Genomic DNA, 19680 nt, shown 5'->3' on the forward strand with positions numbered 1-19680 from the left:
CCGGTGTGTTGTGGAAACGGTGTTCAACATTCAGGCCGTCAGCAAGGTCTATCCAATGGGAAGCGTGAGCGTGCGCGCCCTGGAACACGTCGACCTGCAACTCGGGGCGGGTGAGATCGTTGTGCTGCTCGGAGCCTCGGGCAGTGGCAAATCCACGCTACTCAACCTGATGGGCGGGCTGGATACGCCAACGACCGGTTCCATCGTGTATCGAGACCACGATCTTTCCCACGCCGGAGACAGAGGCCTGACGCGATTCCGACGGGAGCATGTCGGATTCGTTTTTCAGTTCTACAACCTGATTCCAAGTCTCACCGCTCGCGAGAACGTCGCCCTGGTAACGGACATCGCGGAGCATCCGCTAGACCCCACCGAGGCCCTGAACCGGGTGGGGATCGGTGCGTTGGCGGACAACTTTCCCTCGCAGATGTCGGGGGGAGAGCAGCAACGCGTTGCCATCGCCCGCGCGGTCGCGAAGCGGCCAGATGTCCTCCTGTGCGATGAGCCGACAGGCGCATTGGATTTTCGGACGGGTCAGTTGGTGCTAGAGGTGCTCGAGCAGGTGAACCGCGAGTTCGGCACCCTCATCGTCATCGTCACGCACAACGCCGTCATCGCCGACATGGCGGATCGTGTCGTCCGGATGAGCAGCGGAACCATTGTCGAGCAACGCCGCAACGCCCAGCGTGCCCGAGTGGGAGATCTGTCATGGTGACCATGCTCGTCCGGTTGCTCTGGCGAGACCTCTGGCAAATGCGGGCGCAGGTCTTGTCGGCAGTCCTCGTTGTCGGATGTGGTGTTGCCACGTTTGTTGCGATGCGCAGCACCTATCTGGCTTTGTTGAACGCCCAGCAGGACTACTACGCGTCATATCGCTTTGCCGATCTCTTCGTGCACCTGAAGCGCGCACCACTTGAGACGGCTTCGCGCATTGCTGCATTGCCCGGCGTGGCACATGTGGACGCGCGGGTGGTGTCAGATGTCACGGTCGATATTCCCGGCCTTTCCGAGCCGGCCACAGCGCGCCTTGTTTCGATCCCGGAACTCGGGTGGCCCGCGCTGAACCTGCTGCATCTTCAAAGCGGCCGATACATTTCGCCGGGCCGAGAGGACGAAGTGCTGGTCAGCGCGGCTTTCGCAGATGCCAACAGCCTGAGGGCAGGCCAATACTTCAGCGCCATACTGAATGGCCGCTGGAAGCGACTGCACATTGTTGGTCTTGCAATCTCGCCGGAGTATGTCTACGAGGCCGGCGCGGGCTCCATCTTCCCGGACAACCGTCACTACGGCGTGGTGTGGATGGGAACGAATGCGGTTTCGGCAGCGTTCCGTATGGATGGCGCCTTCAATGATCTTGTGTTGTCTCTCGATGGCAGCGTGCCGGCGCCGCACGTCATCGCGCAGATCGACAGAACGTTGCTGCCGTATGGCGGACTTGGAACCATCAGCCGGGAAAACCAGATATCGAATCGGTTCATTACTGACGAGATCGCGCAGAACCGCGTAACTGCCACCTATGTGCCGGCCATCTTTTTTCTCGTCGCAATGTTTCTTTTGCAGAACGTCCTGACCCGGCTGATCGATACACAACGCTCACAGATTGGCTTGATGAAGGCGTTTGGATACAGTGACCTTTCAGTCGGTTTGCATTACCTGCAACTCGGGTGCGTCGTTGCTGCCGCAGGGACCCTTGTCGGTATTGGAGGTGGGTTGGCATTGGGGACGTATCTGACAGACCTCTACGCCAGGTACTACAGGCTTGCCCACCTCGAATTTCGCGCCGATCTTTCGACGATAACCTGGGCGTTCTTCATCAGCTTCGGAACGGCCATCGGAGGTGCCATCGCGAGCACTGCGAAGGCCATGAGGTTGATGCCCGTCGAGGCCCTTCGCGCAGTCGTTCCGCCCGCGTTTTCAGTGGGCTGGGTGGAGCGGGCGGGCATCTATCGGCAACTGAGCGTGGTGTGGCGAATGATTGCGCGCAATATCGCGCGCCAGCCCGTCAAGTCGCTCCTGGGTTCCTTGGCCATTGCATGCGCGAGTGCGATTCTCGTCGTTGGCGGGTTTTTCTTCGACTCCATCGATTTCCTTTTCGATACTCAGTTTCAGCAAATCGAGCGACAGGATGTGACGGTGGCCTTTTCTCAGCCGTTATCTCTCCGCGCCGTCTACGCGATCGAACGTCTGCCTGGTGTGCTGAAGGTCGAGGGGTTTCGCGATGTGCCGGTCAGGCTATCCGCTGGGTATCGGTCTCGGCGGGTCTCGCTGAGCGGGATCGCTCCGAAGGCAGCTCTGCACAGACTGGTTGATGAAGGGGGCAGACCGCTGCACATGCCCCCGGATGGCTTGGTGGTTTCGGCCAGACTTGCCGCCGTCCTCGGCATAAAACCCGGTGATCCGGTCACCGTTGAAGTGCTTGAAGGCGAGCGCCAAACCAGACAAGTCACGTTGATGCAGCTGTCGGGCGATCTGGTGGGCGTCGCGGCCTACATGGACCAGACGGCACTGGCGAAACTCCTGGGGGAGAGCGGAAACTGGTCAGGGGCGAGGCTGTCTGTCGATCAGCACGCGTCTGCACATCTGTACGCGACGCTCAAGCGGCTGCCGTCGGTCAATGCAGTGGCGGTTCGCCAGGCCGTCATCGCCAGCTTTCGTAAGATCATGGACGAAAGCGTTCGTCTATCCACGTCCATCAACTTCGCCTTTGCCTGTGTGATTGCGTTTGGTGTCGCGTTCAATGGCATGCGCATCGCTTACTCGGAACGTGTTCAGCAGTTGGCCTCCCTTCGCGTGCTCGGGTTCACGCAGACCGAAGTCGCTTGGATTCTCCTTGGCGAGCAGTTTGTGCTCACCGCCATAGCGCTGCCAGCCGGGCTCCTTCTTGGCTACGGCATATGCGGGCTGCTCTCGACTCGGCTGGCAACTGACTTGTACCGGCTTCCGCTTGTGGTTCATGCGGCGACCTTCGCTTACGCATTCCTTGTAGCCGGTGGGGCGGTGGTGTGTTCAGGCCTGTTGGTGGCGGCCAAGATCAGACGGCTGGATATCGTCGCCGTCCTCAAGGCAAGAGAATCATGAAGCGCGGCGCTGTGCGAAAGCCCCTGGCTCTTGCGGGTGCCGCGCTTGCGCTGGCAGTGGCGCTCACGTACGCGCTCTGGCCGGCGCCTGCGGCAGTGGACACGGGGCGCGTCACACGTGGGCCGCTGCAAGTCACCATTGACGAAGACGGGGAGATCCGCGCGCATGATCGTTACGTCATCACGGCGCCGATCACAGGCCGGCTGCTTCGGGTTGAGCTGCATGAGGGTGATCAGATCAAAGGTGGGCAGGTGATCGCCGCCCTGGTACCGGTGCCGATGACGCCGGGGGAGCGGGCTTCGCAACGCGCACGGGTTGATGCGGCAGAGGCAATTTTCCGAGAGGCGCAGGCGCGCGCCGCTCATGCCAGGGCGGACTACGAACAAGCCCGCCGGGACCTGGTCCGGGGCGAAACGCTTCTGAGCAGCGGCGCCATGTCGAGGCAGGAAGTGGAGCAGATGCGGACCATGTCCGCCTCGAGCGCCAGCGATCTGTCGGCCGCACGCGCAAGGGAGACGTCGGCCGCGGCCGATGTGCGCGTCGCGATGGCGAATCTGAAGGCGTTGGAAGCAGGGCAACCTGTCGAGGTGCGTGCACCGGCCAACTCGGTGCTGCTACGAATCGAACAGCAAAGCGAACGCGTCGTGCTTGCAGGTACGGCCCTCATGGTCTTAGCTGACCCTTCGCGCTATGAACTGGTCGTCGACGTGCTGTCGTCCGATGCTGTCAAGATCAGCCCAGGCATGCGTGTATCGGTAGTGGAGTGGGGCGGTCCGCTGGCGGTCAACGCGGTAGTCAGGACAGTCGGTCCGGGGGCGTTTACCAAGGTGTCGGCGCTGGGGGTCGAAGAGCAGCGCGTCCATATTGTCGCGGACCTTGTGGACCCACCAGGAAGATTGAACGATGGGTACCGCGTACAGGGCCGCATTGTCATCTCGGACCAGCCTGATGTACTCAAGCTACCGATCGGCGCGTTATTCCGCTGTGCCGACCACTGGTGCACGTTCATCGTCAACAATGGAAAGGCTGTCCAGCGAACCATTCAGATCGGAGAGCGCAACGCGGAAGAAGCCCAGATACTCGACGGGCTTCAAGACCACGACACTGTGGTCATGTATCCACCAACCACGCTCAGCGACGGCATGAGCGTGCGCGCCCTGAAATAGGCTATCTGAACACCCGCTGTGTCCCGGGGCAGATGCCACGCGCGGTCGCTTCAATGTCGTAAGAGCAGGCTGGCGAGGCCGGCGTGTGTCTACTGAGATCCGGGCGATTCAATTCTGCTCGCGCGATAACACTCAGTCACGAGTCGATCGTCATAACCCATACCCGTAAGGCGCCCCGGAACCGCTCGATCACCGCGGGAGCCAGCACAAGGGGTTTAAGTGAAGAGATCCGACCGCTCGACAACGACCTCGCTCAACTGGACTACCGGCACGATGTCGGTGTAGTTGGCGATGTCACCACGGATCTCGGCGCTGTGCTGCTGGCTGGCGGCCAGGTAGCCTTCGGCCGAGTCACAGTAGAACGCGCACATTGCCACGAAGGCGGGCGGTGAGCCGGGGGCTCGGCCGGTCAAGCCTTTCTCGACGGTGTAGTAGGCGCAGGCACTGCCCAGCCTAGCCTTCATCATCGGCATGTGGCGATCGCGGTAGTAGGTGTGGTCGAAGCGCGCGCCTTCGGTGTACGGGTACATCACGGTGACTTTGATCATGTTGTTTGACTCGATGACTTGACGTCGGTAAAGCGTCTGGCAAACGCTTCCAGCGGCAAGCGGAGCGAGTTCGTAAGATAGCTGACGGTGTGATAAAAGCCCGCGACCATCAAGAGCTCGATGATCGCCGCCTCTGAGAACCCCCTGCGCAGAGACACCCAGAGCCCCTCGGATATGGTCGAAGTTTCATGCAACTCGTCGCAAAATCGAATTAGCAGAGATTCTTTCCAGCCCCAGCAAGCGTCGTCCGCCTGGCCGAAAGCAAGCGACTGGATCTGATCCTCGGTGAGGTCAGCCTTTTGTCCAAAGATCGATACATGGACACCCCACTCATACTCGGAATGGCATAGGGCAGTAGTACGGTCGATGACAATCTCCCTCTCCCTTAGGGTCAAATTTCCTCGTTCGAGGAGCCCACTGGCGAAAAACTTCTTGAATAACCTTTCGTCCCTCGCAAGCGTGGTGAACAGGACCAGCGGGTCGCGGCCGGGCCCCATGAGCTTGTTTAGCTCCTCTTGCACCGAAGGCGAATACGGTGCGACTGCTGGCGCAACTCTGGCTACCATCGGTGCCCCTTTGCTATAGAATTCATAGCATACTAGGCAGGGTGCTATGAAAAGTAAAGCAGCAACGTTGATGGTCGGCAAGAAGGCCCGTGGTTCGAGCACCGGACGGCCAATCATGGTGGTCCTCGATCTACTTGGCAGGCGGAGCACCCTTCGAATCCTATGGGAGCTGCGAGAGGGGACGCCTATGACCTTCAGAGCGCTTCAGGAAGCCGCAGCGACCAACCCCGCTCAACTGAATACCCGACTCAAGGAACTCAGGGCCGTCGATCTGGTGGCGCATGAGGGCGATGGGTATTTCCTGACGGAGCAGGGATTGGGGCTTCTAGAGGCTCTTAGCCCGCTGAGCCAATGGGCCGCAAAATGGGGTGAATCGCCCGGGTTTTCCTAGACACCCCCGAGCCGTTGGGAATGGCGTTATTCGAACTCTACCCGTCGTTTAAGTGGGGGGACTGTGTCCGAGGATTGGCGGGGGGGGGGGGGGCTCCACGGGGCAACTTCACTGACAGCTATGAGAACCAAGATCGCACTCAGTTCCGATTCAGCGCTAAGAGGCAATCGATGCGGGCGCGTATTTTCGTTGCGTTCCTTTGTGGGTCGCCGAAGATGAAAGTACGCAGGCTGTCCACTACCCCGTAATCCCGCCTCTCTGAGCCTGCGTCTTCCGACGTCCGTTTCAAAGGCAAAAGCGTCAGCGCCCTTGTATAGGGCGCATTTTTTTGCTCGAAATGCAGGCAATCAGCGAGGTGGTGTGCCAACTTCTTCCAGTTGCGCCGGCGGAGCTTGGCCGGGTGAACTGGTGGCAACTCCCCAAGTTGCATCCGGGTCTTGTATCCAAAAAAAGACAAACACCAGAAGGATGAAAGGGCACTGTAACCAAACCTGTGTTCCACCATGCAAGTTCAGCGATATAAGAGCTTTATAAAGCATATTTTGGTTGCGCAACCGTTTGCTTTTGCGCAAACCTGAAAAATTCATAAAGCCGGAATCATCCAATAGGACTAGTTCTTTGCGGCTGATATACCACATCATGAGTGAGACTTGAGGCGGCTTATTTTTCAAAATACCTCTACGGGAGGGATTGCCGTTTCAAAGCGGAAGGGGCAAGCAGTCTCCCTGCATGTTTGTTATTGACAGTAACAAACCGCGCTCCTCTGCATGCATCCACGCTAATTACCGCAAAGACTAACTATTAAGGTCTAGTCAGGTTGGCCCAACCCTGCAGCAGCTCGAACCTCTACGCTCTCGCAAAACAAAGCCTCGTAAAGAGGCACTTTTGAGCGGGGAGCTCTATGACTGTAAAGGCAAGACTTGGCGCAGCTTTCGCGGCGCTGGCGTTATTGGTCGTGGTTGTGGCCGCAATCGGCTGTTACGAACTGAACGCCCTGGGCGCGCAGTTCAGCAATTTTGATCGGGGCTTGTACCTGAGAACAAAGCTCGCTGATGCCGTGCGGGCAGCGGTAGACCGCCGTGCAATTGCTGCTCGAAACATCGTGCTAGCTGATACGGAGCAGAGTCGCGCACGAGAGTTGAGGGACGTTGCAGAGGCGCATGCAACGGTGGGAGAGACGCTTTCGCGGTTGGAATCCGAGGCGAAAACCGGGCCTGGATCGACTGACGAAGCCCGCCGCCTGATTGCGGCGATTCGTACGGTCGAGAACAAGTACGGCCCGGTCGCGCTGGAGATTGTCAGGCTCGCACAAGTGGGACAACGCGGTGCCGCCACCGACATGATCAACCGCGAATGCATCCCACTCCTGGAGGCGCTTGATAGTGCTGTGCGCGCGTACAAAGACTACGCGCTTAGCCGCTCAAATGCTGCGGTGGCGGATGCCCAGATGCGTGCTGACAGAGGGCTGTGGGTGGCTATTTTTGCAGGGCTTTTTGGCTGCGCGCTCGCAATCGTTTTGGGCTATGCCATTGGACGCAACCTGCTCCGTTCACTCGGTGCTGAACCCGCCGTTTTGGCCCAATCTGCCACGCGGATTGCCAGCGGCGATTTCAGGCCACAGGCGGGCTTTGAAACGGCGCACCCTGGCAGCGTGCTTTCTTCCATGAAGACGATCAGCGAAGGGTTGGGCATGCTGGTAGGCGAGGTGGGAGAGGTTGCTCACTCTGTTTCGGCCGGCTCGACACAAATCGCCAGTGGAAACGTTGATCTTTCCAGCCGGACCGAGGAGCAGGCATCGGCGCTTGAGCAAGTCGCCTCCAGTGTCGAAGAGCTCACCACAACGGTCCAACAGAATGCTTCCAACGCGCAGCAGGCTGCGGCGCTTGCGACTGACGCTTCGGGAGTTGCCCGCCAAGGAAATGCCGAAGTTGATGACGTGGTCAGTGTGATTACCAAGATCAGCGCTGGCTCGGCGCGCATTGGTGAGATTACTGGCTTGATCGAAGGGATTGCCTTTCAGACGAACATCTTGGCATTGAACGCGGCGGTGGAAGCGGCACGCGCGGGCGAACAAGGCCGAGGCTTTGCCGTCGTGGCGAGCGAGGTGCGTGGATTGGCGCAGCGATCATCAAAGGCTGCGAAGGAAATCAAAGAGCTCATTGAGACTTCTCTGGCCCAGATTGAAGAGGGCGCGCTCGTGGCAGGTAGGGCCGGGAAGACAATGCAGTCCGTTACCACCTCGGTACTGGGCGTGACGAACCTCATTGAGCAGATCGCAGTTGCCTGCACGGAGCAAAGTCAGGGTATCGCCCAGATCCATATCGCTGTGTCGGAGATGGATGAAATGACGCAGCGCAACGCCGCGCTCGTCGAGGAATCGGCCGCGGCCTCGCAAGCACTGGAAGAGCAAGGAAAGGCGCTCGCTCACCAAGTCCAGCGCTTCCAGATTGCATAAGCCAGTGGCGTTCACGGAGACCTTGATGACTTCTTATCCAGTGGGCGAACGCGAAGCCGAGCGCTTGGCGGCGGTGTTGAACTGCGGAATTCTGGATACCGCAGATGACCCGAAATTTGATCGAATCACACGAATCGTCTGCCACGCGTTACGCGTGCCTATGGCACTGATCTCGATCGTGGACGAGCGACGCCAGTGGTTCAAATCGCGCCATGGCCTCGATGTGCGGGAGACTCCTCGCGAATGGGCATTCTGCGCGCATGCGGTCTGTGGCACAGCGCCCTTCGTGGTGAGAGATGCCACCGCTGACCCGGCCTTTTCATCCAATCCGTTGGTGACAGGGCCACCACACATTCGCTTCTACGCAGGTATGCCTCTGCTCGATCGTTCTGGACTCGCGCTTGGCACCTTGTGTGTGCTTGATGTTGTTCCACGCGAACTGAGCACGGAAGACTTCGCCACACTCCATGATCTGGGTGAGTTCTGCGCCCACATCATCATGGTGGACCGCGCCAAAGACGAGCATGAAGGCGTTACGCACCCGCCGGTAGGGGGTGCAGATGCTGCCACCAATGGAACGGTGTGAGAGTCAGGTTCTTGTAGGCAGGCAGCCAATAGTTGACCGCGAAGGGCGCTTGGTTGCATACGAGCTGCTTTTTCGCGGAAGCGACGCGTGCCTCAGTGCGAACTTTGCAGATGGGGCGGCTGCGACGTCCAATGTGATTCTCAACACAATCAGCGAATTCGGCGTTGATCGTGTGCTGGGCGATGTGGTCGGCTATGTCAATGTTGGCATGCAGGGTCTCGACCTGGATGTGCTGACAATATTGCCCCCCCACCGTTTTGCGCTGGAGCTGCTTGAGACAATCGAGTTCGATGACCCGACAATCGATCAATGCAAGGCCCTGCACGACTTCGGTTTCAAACTTGCTCTGGACGACGTGATCGATATTGACGCGATCCCACCCAGCATGCTCGAGTTGGCCGACGTCATCAAAGTGGACGTAAGCGCAACAAAGCCGGCTGATATCGAGCGAATCCTTGCTGCATCCAGGCGCTACCAGTGCACCGCGTTGGCGGAGAAGATCGAAACGCATGCACAGCACGTATCGCTGCATGCGCAAGGCTTTGATCTTTTTCAGGGATATTTCTTTGCGTTGCCGGAACTGCTGTCTCAGCGTCGATTGCCTCAATGCGCGAGCACGCTATTTGCGCTACTAAAAGCGTTGGCAGACGATCCGTCTATCACGCAACTGGAGAGCCTTGTAAAGAAGAGCCCACTACTGCTTACGCGACTGATGAAGCTTGCCCAATCGGCAGCCTATGGTGCAAATGAGCCCGTTGCCGTCACGGTGCGTGAAGCCATCATGCGCGTCGGGACGAAAACCCTGGGCCGCTGGGCCGAACTTCTTTTGTTTGCGAGCGATACAGACGCGGACTTGGCCAGCGATCCGCTCTTTCGCCTGGTCGCCGTGCGATCGAGGTTCATGGAACTCATGGCAAAAACTGTCGCGCCGGGCAACTACGCGCTCTCTGATGCGGCATATCAAACAGGGGTGTACTCCCTTTTGCATGCAGTCACAGGGCAAACTCAAAACGAGTTGCTCAAAGATTTCTCGATTCCTCTCGTGCAACGGCAAGCCATTGAGCATTACGAGGGGGTTCTCGGGCAGATCCTCTGTACGGCGGAAGGATTCGATTTCGGAAGTCGCGGCTCTTCCGCTATGGGTTCTCTGAACATATCGGACAGCACGAAGATGGCGTTGCACTGCCAGGCAACGCTCGGCGTTGCGCTGGATGTACGCGCCTGACCACGCGCGCTTGCTCAACTGTTCCCTACGTCCGGACGACCCCTCCTCTGCGGACGTTTTGCTCGCTTGCATAGCGAGCTTTTTTTTTGGGTAATTCCTACCCAAACCGGACCAGAATGGGTTGAATGTCGAGGGTAGGAGTTACCTGCAGAAGCCCACGCAGCAACGGTTTCACGTCCTCATCGCGATGGTTGAAGCGGTCGCAGGTTTCAGCCAGATTTAAGCGGTCCCTGGAGAGGCCTGCGATGCATCCATCACCGTGACAGCTTCGTTAAGAAGCCCGCGCAGCCAACGCAGTCCCAGGTCGGATGTGCGATGCTGGTGCCATTGGACGGTCTGCTCCATGATCGGCACGGGAACAGGCAGCGGACGAATCGTGATGGGCAGGCTTCGTACCACCTGGTGGGCCAGCCGGCTGTGCATGGTGGCGATCCGATCGGTACCGACCACCAGATAGGCCGGCGCGAGGAAGCTGTAGGTGGACGTCTCGATGCGCCGAACGATGCCCAGTCGCTGCATTGACCAGTCTTCCAGTGCCGAGCGCGCCTCCCACGGTTCTACGACAACATGACCGGCAGCCATGTAGCGCTCCGCTGTGAGTTCGCCGTGGGCAAGCGGGCTTTGGTTCCACACCACACAACAGAACGTCTCTTCCAGCACAACTTCCGCGGGGTGCTCGGACGAGCAATACGTCTTGGGAATAATCAGCAGATCGGCTTCCCCTCGCTCGAGGGCGCGTTGAGGATCGGCAACCTGCGGACGCAGTTCGAAGCTCACGCCCGGCGCTTGTTGATAGGCAAGCGAGACCAGATGTGGGATCAGGGTCAGCATCGTGTAGTCCGAGACCAGCAACCGGAAACGCCGATTCGACTGTGCCGGAATGAACTCAGGCTGGGCGGCGACAGTTGCGTCAACGCGCACGAGAATGTCACGCACGGGGTCTTTCAAGCCTTCTGCACGCGGCGTCAATTCCATCCGTCGGCCAACTTGGGCGAGCAGATCGTCATCGAAGTACTCGCGCAGCCGTGCCAGCGCGTTACTCATGGCGGACTGGCTGAGGTGAAGTTTCTCCGCGGCCCGGCTGATGCTCTGCTCGCGCAGCAGCGCATCGAGCGCGACGAGCAAATTCAAATCAAGTTTGTTGAAGCGCATGCGCGCCGCCTCCGTTTAGGTCTTCCGCTGACATGCTAAGCGCCACGTCCAGCGTGATGTGCCTCTAGGGTTTTCCCTGCAAGTATTCACGGCATCGATACGGCAGATGGAAACGTTCAATTTGAGCGATTTCCGCGGCGATCTTAATCTAAACCCCATTCCGGCACAGCACTGTTCGCCAGTCCACGGGCCGGGATCAAAAGCGTCAGCAGTCGCGCGGCATTCACCCTTGCATTGCGCGCATTCAATGAAAAAAAGCGGCACCCGACACGAGGTGTCGCGCGTGAGGAGACCACATGAGCAAACGACTGGCTGCGGCGTGCACTGCCGCAGGTAGCATCACGCTGGCAGCATTGGCACCGCAAGCCGCCCATGCCTTGGAAGGGGGCGTTTCACCCTATCCAGTAGGCGCTGCCGGCACGAGCATCGCTGCCATGCCACCCATCCCCGGGGTGTTCTTGCTTGAGCAATTCAGCTACAGCTTTGCGAATGGGCTGTATGGGAACACCGGCGAAAAGCTGCCGATTCCCTTCCGCTCTTCGGCGCCTGTGGTCACGACACGACTGCTGGCGTCGTATACGGTCACCATGTTCGGTGCGAATGTGTACTCGCAGCTAGTCGTGCCGGTTGTGTCGCTGCATACGGATGTTGCGGGCCAGAGCGAGCGGCATGGCGGCCTCTCCAACATCACGGTGTCTCCCGTCATTCTCAAATGGTCGGTCACGCCAAGCCTTGCCGTTGTTACCGGTCTGGATTTCGCCCTAGCCACTGGCTCGTACAGCCCGACGCGACCGAGCGTTGCAGTGGGCTATACGTCGATACAGCCGGTGTTTGCAGTGCGCTACAACGTGCCGGACGGCATTGATCTCGGGATCACCAATCGGCTGCTCATCAACCGAGAGAACGGCGATACCGGATATCGCTCCGGCACTGCTTACGCGGCGGATTTCACTGCCGGATGGAACTTCGGCAAGTGGAAGGTCGGAGTGGCGGGTGGCTATCTGAACCAGTTCGCCGACGACAAGATCAACGGCACGACTATCGCCGGCAACCGCGCTCGCAGCTTCGGGATCGGTCCGTCGATCGCGTACGACGCCGGTCCCATCAGCATCAACCTCAATTATCAGCAGGGGGTGTACGCCGCCAATACTGCAAAGAGCAGCAGCATCTGGCTGAACGTCGCCATTCCCCTGTGGGCCAAGCCGCCGGGCCCTGGCAACGGTATCTGAAACGCAGAAAAGGAATCAGGATGTTTCGCTACTTCCCCACCAACTACGTCTGGAATCTGTCGGTCAATCTGGCCATCGAAATGGGCGCGCGCATCGGCGAGATCGAGGAGATGTGCGCACCGCTGCAGGAGGCGGCCAAACAGCCTGATGCAGCCGGCACGCGTGCATTTCGTGAAACGTGGTCGCGTATGGCGGACAAGCTGTGCGAACTCGCCGCCGAAGACGAGGCACGAGGGCGGGTACTGTCGGCTGGCGACAAGTACAACCGAGCCGCAACGTACTACCTCACGGGCGAACGCCTGCAGGCGCACGGTGCAGAAGGTCGGCTGGCGTTATACCAGCGCTCGCTGGAGGTGTTTGCCAAGAGCATCGCTGCCACTGGCGAGAACTGCGAGCGCGTAGAGATTCCATACGGCGACGGGCATCTCAGTGCGCTCTACGTCCGCGCGAATGGTGTGACCGGTCGGGCGCCGATTCTCGTACAGGTCAACGGTCTGGATTCGACCAAGGAGATGAAATACCGCGTCGGTCTGCCGCAGTGGCTCGCGCGCCGCGGTGTGGCCTCGCTCGTGGTCGACCAGCCGGGGACGGGCGAAGCGCTGCGGTTGCACAACATGCACGCCGTCTACAACACCGAGGTATGGGCCAGCAGGGTTGTCGACTGGCTGGAGACGCGCGACGACATTGACACCAAGCGTATCGGTTTGGAGGGCGTCTCGCTCGGGGGCTACTACTGTCCGCGTGCGGTGGCATTCGAGCCGCGCTTCGCGTGCGGGGTCGTATGGGGCGCCAACCACGACTGGCGCGACGTGCAGAAGAAGCGCCTGGCGCGCGAGGGGAGCTTTCCGGTACCGCACTACTGGGACCACGTCCGCTGGGTATGGGGCGCGCGCGACATGGACGACTTCATGCGCATAGCAGAGAGCGTGCATCTGGATGGCGTACTCGAGCGCATTCGCGTGCCGTTCCTGGTTACGCACGGCGAGAAGGATTCGCAGATTCCGGTGCAGTGGGCACACCGCACGTACGAGCAACTCATCAACAGCCCAAAGCGTGAGCTGAAGATCTTCACGGCGCGCGAGGGGGGTGTGCAGCACAGCAGTTTCGACAACTCGGCCAACGCCGGAGCCTACATCGCCGACTGGGTTGCAGAAACGTTGGGCGGCCGTACGGCGCCTTGATTTCAATTGATCCATCCCATCTGACCCATAGGACACCCATGAACATCATCGGACCCGATGCGCTGCTGTTTGGCGTGGATAATGTTGCCGCATGCGCGCAATATCTGACTGACTACGGCCTCAAGCCGATTGACGTAACGGCCAGCGGAGGCCGATTCGAAGCACTGGACGGAACGTCCATCCGCATTGCACACAAGGATGACGCGTCACTGCCGCCGTCGCTCGGCACGGCGAGCTTTCTGCGACAGACCGTCTACGGTGTGGCTGACGAACTAACACTGGAAGCGATTGCCACGGAGCTGCAGAAGGACAGGCCGGTTGAGCGGCATGCAGACGGATCAATCCACAGCGTGGACGATGCCGGCTTTGCGCTGGCGTTCCAGTTGACGGTCCGCCGCCCGCTGGCGCTGCCCGCAGAGCGAGTCAATGCGCCGGGGGCACCAGCACAGCGCCCCGCAAACACCGTGGGTGTCGATGCCAATGCCGTGGTGGCGCCGCGCACACTGTCCCACGTCGTCTATTTCGTGCCGGATGCAGCAAAGGCAGAGGCGTTCTATGTTGAACGGCTCGGTTTTGTCTGCACGGACCGCTTTCTCGGTGTCGGACCGTTTCTGCGGCCCGCCGGCACGCAGGATCACCATACGTTGTTCATGATCCAGACGCCGCCGTTCATGAAGGGCTGCGAACACTTCACCTTCCACCTCGGCGGCCCGACCGAGGTTATGCAGGCCGGTGCCCGGCTGGTGGAGAAGGGTTACCAGTCGTTCTGGGGCCCCGGGCGCCACCGCTTCGGCTCCAACTGGTTCTGGTACTTCAACAGCCCATTGGGTTGCCATGTGGAATACGACGCCGACATGGACCGCCACGATGCCGATTGGGTCGCGCGAGAAGCGCCGATGGGGGCCGATACCTCGCAACTGTTCCTGTTCCAGCACCGCGAGAAATGGGCCCCAGGCGGGCCGCCCCCGCCTAAGGCCGTGCCATCCGAACCTGGTGTGGAGTAGCGCTGTGTCTGCGCGCAACCGTGTGGCGCTCTGCCGCCTGGCCGAGCTTCCTGAAGGCAGTTCGCGCGGGTTCGACCCGCAGGGCACCGGCCAGGACTCGGTATTCGTGGTCCGGCAGGGCACGACGCTCCACGCTTACCGCAACGCCTGTCCACACCAGAGTGGAGCGCCCATGGCATGGCGCAAAGATGCCTATTTGAACGGCGACGGCACCCGCATCGTCTGCCATGCGCATGGTGCGCAATTTGATATCGGCTCCGGTGTGTGCGTGCTTGGCCCTTGCCTTGGACAAACGCTGGAGCCCGTCGAGATCGAGGTCGCTGCAGACGGCACCGTGATCCTGATGCCAAACAACAAGGAGACACCACAATGACATCCCCAGCGCAGAAGATCCTCGTGATCGGAGGCGGCTTTTCAGGCATGGCCGCCGCCATCCAATGCGCCAAGGTCGGCATGCAGGTCGACCTGGTCGAGATCGACCCCCACTGGCGCGCCTATGGAGCGGGCATCAGCATCGGCGGCCCCACGCTGCGCGCTCTGAAAACGATTGGCGTTTTGGACGCGTTTCGAGAGCGCGGCTATTGCGGGGATGGCGTCAACCTGTTCACGGCAAGTGGCCAAGCGTTGGGCCAGTTGCCCACCCCCCGCGTGGCTGGCCCAGACGTGCCCGGCGGCGGGGCGATCATGCGGCCGGTACTGGCGGACATCCTGGCCAGGGCCACGGTCGCTGCGGGCATCAACGTGCGCCTGGGTTGTACGTTCTCAACGATTGAGCAGCGCGCTGACGGGGTGGTTGTTGCTTTCACGGATGGCGCGCAGGGCACCTACGATCTCGTGATCGGCGCCGACGGGCTGTACTCGAAGGTACGCGAAGCGGTGTTTCCCGATGCACCGAAGCCGCAATACTGCGGCCAAGGGGTATGGCGGGCCGTCGTGCCGCGCCCGGCAGACATCACGTGCGCCACCATGTGGCTCGGGCAGAAGGTCAAAACAGGCGTCAACCCCGTTTCGGACGGCGAGATGTACCTGTTCGTGACGGAAGACCGCCCCACGAACGACTACGTGGACCCGCAGCATTGGCCCCACATGCTCTCGGACCTGCTCGCACCGTTCTCCGCGCCGCTGATGCAGACCATTCGCGGACAGATTTCGGCCCAGTCGCTTATCAACTATCGTCCGCTCGAACGTCTGCTGATGCCGCGCCCGTGGTTCAGCGGCCGCGTCGTGCTGATCGGCGACACCGTGCATGCCACGACGCCGCACATGGCAGCGGGCGCCGGGATCGGGCTGGAAGATGCCATCGTGCTGGCAGAAGAACTTCACCGAGCGGCCACGCTGGATGCCGCGCTCCAGGCATTCCAGAACCGCCGCTGGGATCGCTGCCGCATGGTGGTGGAAAACTCCGGCCGCCTGGGCGAGATCGAGATCGCCGGCGGAGACAAGGCAGAGCACGCCAGCATCATGCGCGACACGCTGATGAGCCTGGCGCAAGACATCTGACATGGAGAAGACCCCCATGGAATCGAATCTTCCGACAGGCGGCTTCGTGCGCGCAGAGCGAGGCGGTGGTGCCTCCATCAGCCGCGCGGGCACCCTTGCATTGCTCGCAGCGCACTGCGCCGGCATGGTCGATCTGGTGGCCTTGCCCGTCTGGGTAGGCACGTTGATCGGCAGCTACCACCTGGATGCGCAGCAAGCGGGCGCCCTCGTTACGTTATTTCTGGCGGGCGCCGTTGCCAGCAGCGTGTATTTCGCCTCGCGCCTGAACCGATTGCCAGGGCGTGTCGCTGCGTCTGCCAGCTTTGGGCTGGCAGCGCTGGCGTTCCTTGGCATGACGGTCTGGGGCGATAGCTATGCCGCCATGGCCGGCCTGCATGCCGGGGCGGGCTTGTCGGTGGGGTGCAGCCTGAGCCTGACACACGGCACCATCGGCCGCAGCCGCAACCCGCATCGGCTCTTTGCGGCAGCCGGCGTGGCATTGGGCTGCTTTGCCATTGCGTTTCTTGGTCTGACGCCCGGGGTGGTGGCCGCGCATGGCGGGCCGGCGCTTTTCAAGGTGTTTGCGGGCGTCATGGCCTTGGCGGCTGCACTGTGCGGGCTGGCGTTTCCGGGCGGCCTGAGGCAGGTGCGCGACACCTCGGGCACCGAGACGCGGCTAGCCCCTGAGGTATGGAGCGGCATGGTTGGTGTGGGGTGCATGGGATTGACGCAGGCCATGGTCTTCAGCTTTGTCCAGCGCATTGGCATGGACCACGGCTTCGGCCTGGCATCGGTGACCTCCGTACTGATCGCGCTGGGGTTGGTCAACCTGTTGCCGGCGCCACTGGCCGCCCTGCTGGAGTTGCATGTGCCCGCACGGCGAGTGGTGATGACCGGGCCGCTGGTGCAGGCAATGCTTGCGCTTGTGATCACCAACAGTTCCACATTTGCCCCGTATGCGGCAGCGACCGCCGTGTTTGCCGCCGTGATGATTTTCACGCACACCTTCGCGTTTGGCGTGCTGGCGCGCATGGATGCCACCGGCCGTGCCGTGGCGGCTACGCCGGCCATGCTGATGACGGGTGCTGCCATCGGCCCAATCGTCGGTGGCACGCTGGTCAAGTTTCTTGGCTACGAAAGCCTTGGCATGGCCACGATCCTGACGGCGGCGGCGGCAATCGGATGCTTCGCACGCCTGGGTCGCAACACCGTATCCGCAGGAGCCTCCGCATGAAGCCGTTGCGCCGCTTTGTCGATCTTTCCATCTACCTGGAGAACGACGTGCTGTCCGATCCGCCGCCCCTCGCGCCGAAGATCACCTATCAGAAGCACGCCGATACCTTGCCCGAGTTCATGGCGATGCTGCCGGGCACCAAGCCGGAAGACTATCCGGATGGCGAAGCCGCTGCTGCCGAATGGGTGACGCTCACCACCCACAGCGGTACCCATCTTGATGCGCCGTGGCATTTCCATTCGACCATGGACGCAAGCCTGGGGCACGCCAAGCCGTCGATCACGATTGATGAAGTTCCGCTGGAATGGTGCTTCCAGCCGGGGGTGAAGCTCGACTTTCGGCACCTGCCCGATGGCTACGTCGTGACGGCGGCGGACGTGGAGGCTGAACTGGCGCGCATCGGGCACGCCTTGCAACCCCTCGACATCGTTGTGGTGAACACCCGCGCGGGTTCGCGCTATGGGTATCCCGACTACCTTAATGCCGGTTGCGGCATGGGCTACGAAGCCACCATGTATTTGCTCGAGCGCGGCGTGCGCCTGACCGGCACCGATGCGTGGAGTTGGGATGCGCCGTTCTCCTACACCGCCAAGAAGATCGCGGAAACAGGGGACACCTCGTTGATCTGGGAAGGGCACAAGGCAGGGCGCGACATCGGCTACTGCCATCTCGAGAAGCTGCACAACCTGGAGGCATTGCCGTCAAGCGGTTTTGTCATCAGCTGTTTTCCACACAAGATTCGCGGCGCTTCAGCCGGCTGGACGCGAGCAGTCGCCATCTTTGATGTCGACAAGGAGGTGGCATGAGCCTGCCAAGCATTGAACGCATCGTCACCGGCCATGATGCCGACGGCCGGGCCGTCATCGTTTCGCAAGGGCCATTGCCGCATGTGGTGGAGATCGACGCAATACCGGGCACGGTGTTCCACGAGGTGTGGAGCACGTGCGGTGCCCCCGCGCCCGTCGATAACGGCCCCGATCCGACGCTTGGCGCGTTGATGTTGCCGCCGCCGCCCCAGGGCACGCGGTTTCGCTTTGTCGATATTCCGCCGGATACATCGGAATTTCTCTCGCATGGTGCCACCAGGATGCAGTCCGCTTTCGGCCAGATTGGTGATGTGCACGCTTCGACCGTCCGCGCAGATTCTCCGCACCCGCTGATGCACCGTACGGAGTCAGTCGACTACGGTGTAGTGATCGACGGCGAGATGACGTTGGTGCTCGACGATTCGGAGGTCGCGCTCAAGCCCGGCAGCGTCGTCATTCAGCGGGGTACCAATCATGCCTGGGCCAACCGCTCCAACCGGCCCTGCCGAATGCTGTTTGTGCTGATCGACGGCAGTTACGAGTCGACCATCGCCCAGGCTTTGCAGCCACGGCACGCGGAGGAAGCATGAAATTCGCCACACTTGCGCACACGGCGACCGACGGTCGGCTGGTACTCGTGTCGCGCGACCTGCACCAAGCGGTTGATGTCGCCCACATTGCCGGGTCGCTCATTGATGCACTCGAGCGTTGGGACGACGTGGCCCCGGCATTGCAGGCGCACTATGAAGCGCTCAATGCGGGCAGGCTTGCTGATGCGTTTATGTTCGATGCTGCGGCTTGCTTGGCGCCGTTGCCGCGCGCTCCACAATGGTGTGATGGATCGGCCTTCCTGAACCACGGCCGGCTGATGGAGCGTGCGTTCAATACGCCGCCCATTCCCGACTTCGATACCGTGCCGGTGATGTATCAAGGTGCGAGCGACGACATGCTTGGCCCTATGCAGGATGTTCCGCTGCCAAGCGAGGAGGATGGCATCGACTTCGAAGGCGAATTCGGGGTGATTGTGGGTCGTGTGGCCATGGGCGTGGGCGCGGCACAGGCATTGACGCAAGTTCGTCTCATCGTGCAGATCAACGATTGGAGTCTGCGTACGTTCGGCCCCCGTGAAATGAAGAGCGGTTTTGGCTTTCTGCAAGCCAAGCCTTCGACCAGCTTTGCTCCGGTCGCCGTCACGCCGGACGAACTGGGTGAACATTGGCGCGATGGCCGCGTGCAATTGCCGCTGCATGTTGAATGGAATGACCGTTGGTTCGGGCACCCATGCGGCAGCGAAATGAATTTCAGCTTTGGGGAACTCATCGCGCATGCGGCGCGTACGCGTCGGCTGTCGGCGGGCACCATCATCGGATCCGGCACCGTATCCAATGCGAGTCGCGCGGCGGGCTCGGCCTGCATTTCGGAGCGGCGGGTCATTGAGTTAATCGATCAAGGCTGCATCACAACACCCTTCATGAAGTTCGGAGATCGGGTGCGCATGGAGGCTAAATTGCCGTCCGAGGGGGTCGGCCCATTCGGGGTGATCGACCAACGTGTCGTGCGGGCAACGACCGACTAGGCGC

At 60.8% G+C, this 19680-nt stretch carries 20 protein-coding genes; 16 read left to right on the forward strand and 4 right to left on the reverse strand.

Annotation, left to right across the window (positions count from 1 at the left end; all coding sequences use genetic code 11):
• The first annotated feature begins 10 nt into the window (after positions 1 to 10).
• From ACTJK6_RS10045 to ACTJK6_RS10055, 3 genes are read left to right on the forward strand one after another with little or no spacing between them, the layout of a single operon-like run.
• Positions 11 to 715, forward strand: a complete 705-nt coding sequence (locus tag ACTJK6_RS10045) for an ABC transporter ATP-binding protein (protein ID WP_232039484.1) — start codon at positions 11 to 13, stop codon at positions 713 to 715.
• Positions 709 to 3078 (forward strand): ABC transporter permease, encoded by a 2370-nt coding sequence (locus ACTJK6_RS10050; RefSeq protein ID WP_440838901.1) that lies wholly within the window; start codon positions 709 to 711, stop codon positions 3076 to 3078. Before ACTJK6_RS10045 ends, ACTJK6_RS10050 begins: the two co-directional genes overlap by 7 nt.
• Positions 3075 to 4244, forward strand: coding sequence for an efflux RND transporter periplasmic adaptor subunit (locus tag ACTJK6_RS10055; protein WP_440838902.1), 1170 nt, complete (start codon positions 3075 to 3077; stop codon positions 4242 to 4244). Before ACTJK6_RS10050 ends, ACTJK6_RS10055 begins: the two co-directional genes overlap by 4 nt.
• 215 nt (positions 4245 to 4459) lie before the next feature.
• Here the strand turns inward: ACTJK6_RS10055 and ACTJK6_RS10060 are convergent, their stop codons facing one another.
• Positions 4460 to 4792, reverse strand: coding sequence for an EthD family reductase (locus ACTJK6_RS10060; protein WP_232039487.1), 333 nt, complete (start codon positions 4790 to 4792; stop codon positions 4460 to 4462).
• Entirely contained in the window at positions 4789 to 5475 is a 687-nt protein-coding gene (locus tag ACTJK6_RS10065; RefSeq protein WP_440838903.1) for a carboxymuconolactone decarboxylase family protein, read from the reverse strand. The genes ACTJK6_RS10060 and ACTJK6_RS10065 overlap by 4 nt, the downstream gene beginning before the upstream one ends.
• On the opposite strand from ACTJK6_RS10065, the gene ACTJK6_RS10070 reads away from it, so the two are divergent.
• Positions 5474 to 5749: a winged helix-turn-helix transcriptional regulator gene (locus tag ACTJK6_RS10070; protein ID WP_440838904.1), complete on the forward strand. Its 276-nt coding sequence runs from the start codon at positions 5474 to 5476 to the stop codon at positions 5747 to 5749. The two genes, ACTJK6_RS10065 and ACTJK6_RS10070, sit on opposite strands and share 2 nt — an antisense overlap.
• Positions 5750 to 6096: 347 nt before the next feature.
• Here the strand turns inward: ACTJK6_RS10070 and ACTJK6_RS10075 are convergent, their stop codons facing one another.
• Complete coding sequence (locus tag ACTJK6_RS10075) at positions 6097 to 6390, reverse strand: hypothetical protein (RefSeq protein WP_440838906.1); 294 nt, start codon at positions 6388 to 6390, stop codon at positions 6097 to 6099.
• A 260-nt stretch (positions 6391 to 6650) separates the two neighbouring features.
• Here ACTJK6_RS10075 and ACTJK6_RS10080 point away from each other — a divergent pair, with 260 nt between their 5' ends.
• Genes ACTJK6_RS10080 through ACTJK6_RS10090 form a run of 3 tightly spaced genes read left to right on the forward strand, consistent with a single transcriptional unit; the run spans position 6651 to position 10015 of the window.
• Positions 6651 to 8204 (forward strand): methyl-accepting chemotaxis protein, encoded by a 1554-nt coding sequence (locus ACTJK6_RS10080; protein WP_232039491.1) that lies wholly within the window; start codon positions 6651 to 6653, stop codon positions 8202 to 8204.
• 25 nt (positions 8205 to 8229) lie between these two features.
• A complete protein-coding gene (locus tag ACTJK6_RS10085) occupies positions 8230 to 8790 on the forward strand; it encodes a GAF domain-containing protein (protein ID WP_440838907.1) in 561 nt (186 codons plus the stop codon).
• A gap of 49 nt (positions 8791 to 8839) precedes the next feature.
• Positions 8840 to 10015, forward strand: coding sequence for an EAL and HDOD domain-containing protein (locus tag ACTJK6_RS10090; RefSeq protein WP_440817905.1), 1176 nt, complete (start codon positions 8840 to 8842; stop codon positions 10013 to 10015).
• Between the two features lie 219 nt (positions 10016 to 10234).
• Here the strand turns inward: ACTJK6_RS10090 and ACTJK6_RS10095 are convergent, their stop codons facing one another.
• Positions 10235 to 11167: a LysR family transcriptional regulator gene (locus ACTJK6_RS10095; protein WP_440838908.1), complete on the reverse strand. Its 933-nt coding sequence runs from the start codon at positions 11165 to 11167 to the stop codon at positions 10235 to 10237.
• Between the two features lie 296 nt (positions 11168 to 11463).
• Here ACTJK6_RS10095 and ACTJK6_RS10100 point away from each other — a divergent pair, with 296 nt between their 5' ends.
• The 9 genes from ACTJK6_RS10100 to ACTJK6_RS10140 are packed head-to-tail and all read left to right on the forward strand — an operon-like array spanning position 11464 to position 19676.
• A complete protein-coding gene (locus tag ACTJK6_RS10100) occupies positions 11464 to 12396 on the forward strand; it encodes a SphA family protein (protein WP_440838909.1) in 933 nt (310 codons plus the stop codon).
• 20 nt (positions 12397 to 12416) lie between these two features.
• Positions 12417 to 13577, forward strand: coding sequence for an alpha/beta hydrolase family protein (locus tag ACTJK6_RS10105; RefSeq protein WP_440838911.1), 1161 nt, complete (start codon positions 12417 to 12419; stop codon positions 13575 to 13577).
• Between the two features lie 38 nt (positions 13578 to 13615).
• Positions 13616 to 14581 (forward strand): VOC family protein, encoded by a 966-nt coding sequence (locus ACTJK6_RS10110; protein WP_440838912.1) that lies wholly within the window; start codon positions 13616 to 13618, stop codon positions 14579 to 14581.
• 4 nt (positions 14582 to 14585) lie between these two features.
• Positions 14586 to 14954: a Rieske (2Fe-2S) protein gene (locus ACTJK6_RS10115; protein ID WP_440838914.1), complete on the forward strand. Its 369-nt coding sequence runs from the start codon at positions 14586 to 14588 to the stop codon at positions 14952 to 14954.
• A complete protein-coding gene (locus ACTJK6_RS10120; RefSeq protein WP_440838915.1) occupies positions 14951 to 16081 on the forward strand; it encodes an FAD-dependent oxidoreductase in 1131 nt (376 codons plus the stop codon). The genes ACTJK6_RS10115 and ACTJK6_RS10120 overlap by 4 nt, the downstream gene beginning before the upstream one ends.
• A 16-nt stretch (positions 16082 to 16097) precedes the next feature.
• The gene (locus tag ACTJK6_RS10125) at positions 16098 to 17294 is read left to right on the forward strand and encodes an MFS transporter (protein WP_440838916.1); all 1197 of its coding nucleotides are present in this window, start codon (positions 16098 to 16100) and stop codon (positions 17292 to 17294) included.
• Positions 17291 to 18100 (forward strand): cyclase family protein, encoded by an 810-nt coding sequence (locus ACTJK6_RS10130; protein WP_440838918.1) that lies wholly within the window; start codon positions 17291 to 17293, stop codon positions 18098 to 18100. Before ACTJK6_RS10125 ends, ACTJK6_RS10130 begins: the two co-directional genes overlap by 4 nt.
• Positions 18097 to 18690, forward strand: a complete 594-nt coding sequence (locus ACTJK6_RS10135) for a cupin domain-containing protein (RefSeq protein ID WP_440838920.1) — start codon at positions 18097 to 18099, stop codon at positions 18688 to 18690. Before ACTJK6_RS10130 ends, ACTJK6_RS10135 begins: the two co-directional genes overlap by 4 nt.
• The gene (locus ACTJK6_RS10140; RefSeq protein WP_440838921.1) at positions 18687 to 19676 is read left to right on the forward strand and encodes a fumarylacetoacetate hydrolase family protein; all 990 of its coding nucleotides are present in this window, start codon (positions 18687 to 18689) and stop codon (positions 19674 to 19676) included. The genes ACTJK6_RS10135 and ACTJK6_RS10140 overlap by 4 nt, the downstream gene beginning before the upstream one ends.
• Positions 19677 to 19680: the final 4 nt, after the last annotated feature.

The sequence above is a fragment of the Ralstonia sp. 22086 genome (assembly GCF_052045975.1).
Lineage (GTDB): Bacteria > Pseudomonadota > Gammaproteobacteria > Burkholderiales > Burkholderiaceae > Ralstonia > Ralstonia wenshanensis.

What these genes read in the sequence shown, in the direction of transcription:
- ACTJK6_RS10135 (WP_440838920.1), top strand. Translation starts at nt 18,097, where the DNA reads ATGAGCCTGCCAAGCATTGAACGCATCGTCACCGGCCATGATGCCGAC.
- ACTJK6_RS10130 (WP_440838918.1), top strand. Translation starts at nt 17,291, where the DNA reads ATGAAGCCGTTGCGCCGCTTTGTCGATCTTTCCATCTACCTGGAGAAC.
- ACTJK6_RS10080 (WP_232039491.1), top strand. Translation starts at nt 6,651, where the DNA reads ATGACTGTAAAGGCAAGACTTGGCGCAGCTTTCGCGGCGCTGGCGTTA.
- ACTJK6_RS10125 (WP_440838916.1), top strand. Translation starts at nt 16,098, where the DNA reads ATGGAATCGAATCTTCCGACAGGCGGCTTCGTGCGCGCAGAGCGAGGC.
- ACTJK6_RS10110 (WP_440838912.1), top strand. Translation starts at nt 13,616, where the DNA reads ATGAACATCATCGGACCCGATGCGCTGCTGTTTGGCGTGGATAATGTT.
- ACTJK6_RS10120 (WP_440838915.1), top strand. Translation starts at nt 14,951, where the DNA reads ATGACATCCCCAGCGCAGAAGATCCTCGTGATCGGAGGCGGCTTTTCA.
- ACTJK6_RS10050 (WP_440838901.1), top strand. Translation starts at nt 709, where the DNA reads ATGGTGACCATGCTCGTCCGGTTGCTCTGGCGAGACCTCTGGCAAATG.
- ACTJK6_RS10105 (WP_440838911.1), top strand. Translation starts at nt 12,417, where the DNA reads ATGTTTCGCTACTTCCCCACCAACTACGTCTGGAATCTGTCGGTCAAT.
- ACTJK6_RS10095 (WP_440838908.1), bottom strand. Translation starts at nt 11,167, where the DNA reads ATGCGCTTCAACAAACTTGATTTGAATTTGCTCGTCGCGCTCGATGCG.
- ACTJK6_RS10065 (WP_440838903.1), bottom strand. Translation starts at nt 5,475, where the DNA reads ATGATTGGCCGTCCGGTGCTCGAACCACGGGCCTTCTTGCCGACCATC.
- ACTJK6_RS10075 (WP_440838906.1), bottom strand. Translation starts at nt 6,390, where the DNA reads ATGATGTGGTATATCAGCCGCAAAGAACTAGTCCTATTGGATGATTCC.
- ACTJK6_RS10140 (WP_440838921.1), top strand. Translation starts at nt 18,687, where the DNA reads ATGAAATTCGCCACACTTGCGCACACGGCGACCGACGGTCGGCTGGTA.
- ACTJK6_RS10055 (WP_440838902.1), top strand. Translation starts at nt 3,075, where the DNA reads ATGAAGCGCGGCGCTGTGCGAAAGCCCCTGGCTCTTGCGGGTGCCGCG.
- ACTJK6_RS10100 (WP_440838909.1), top strand. Translation starts at nt 11,464, where the DNA reads ATGAGCAAACGACTGGCTGCGGCGTGCACTGCCGCAGGTAGCATCACG.
- ACTJK6_RS10070 (WP_440838904.1), top strand. Translation starts at nt 5,474, where the DNA reads ATGGTGGTCCTCGATCTACTTGGCAGGCGGAGCACCCTTCGAATCCTA.
- ACTJK6_RS10060 (WP_232039487.1), bottom strand. Translation starts at nt 4,792, where the DNA reads ATGATCAAAGTCACCGTGATGTACCCGTACACCGAAGGCGCGCGCTTC.
- ACTJK6_RS10085 (WP_440838907.1), top strand. Translation starts at nt 8,230, where the DNA reads ATGACTTCTTATCCAGTGGGCGAACGCGAAGCCGAGCGCTTGGCGGCG.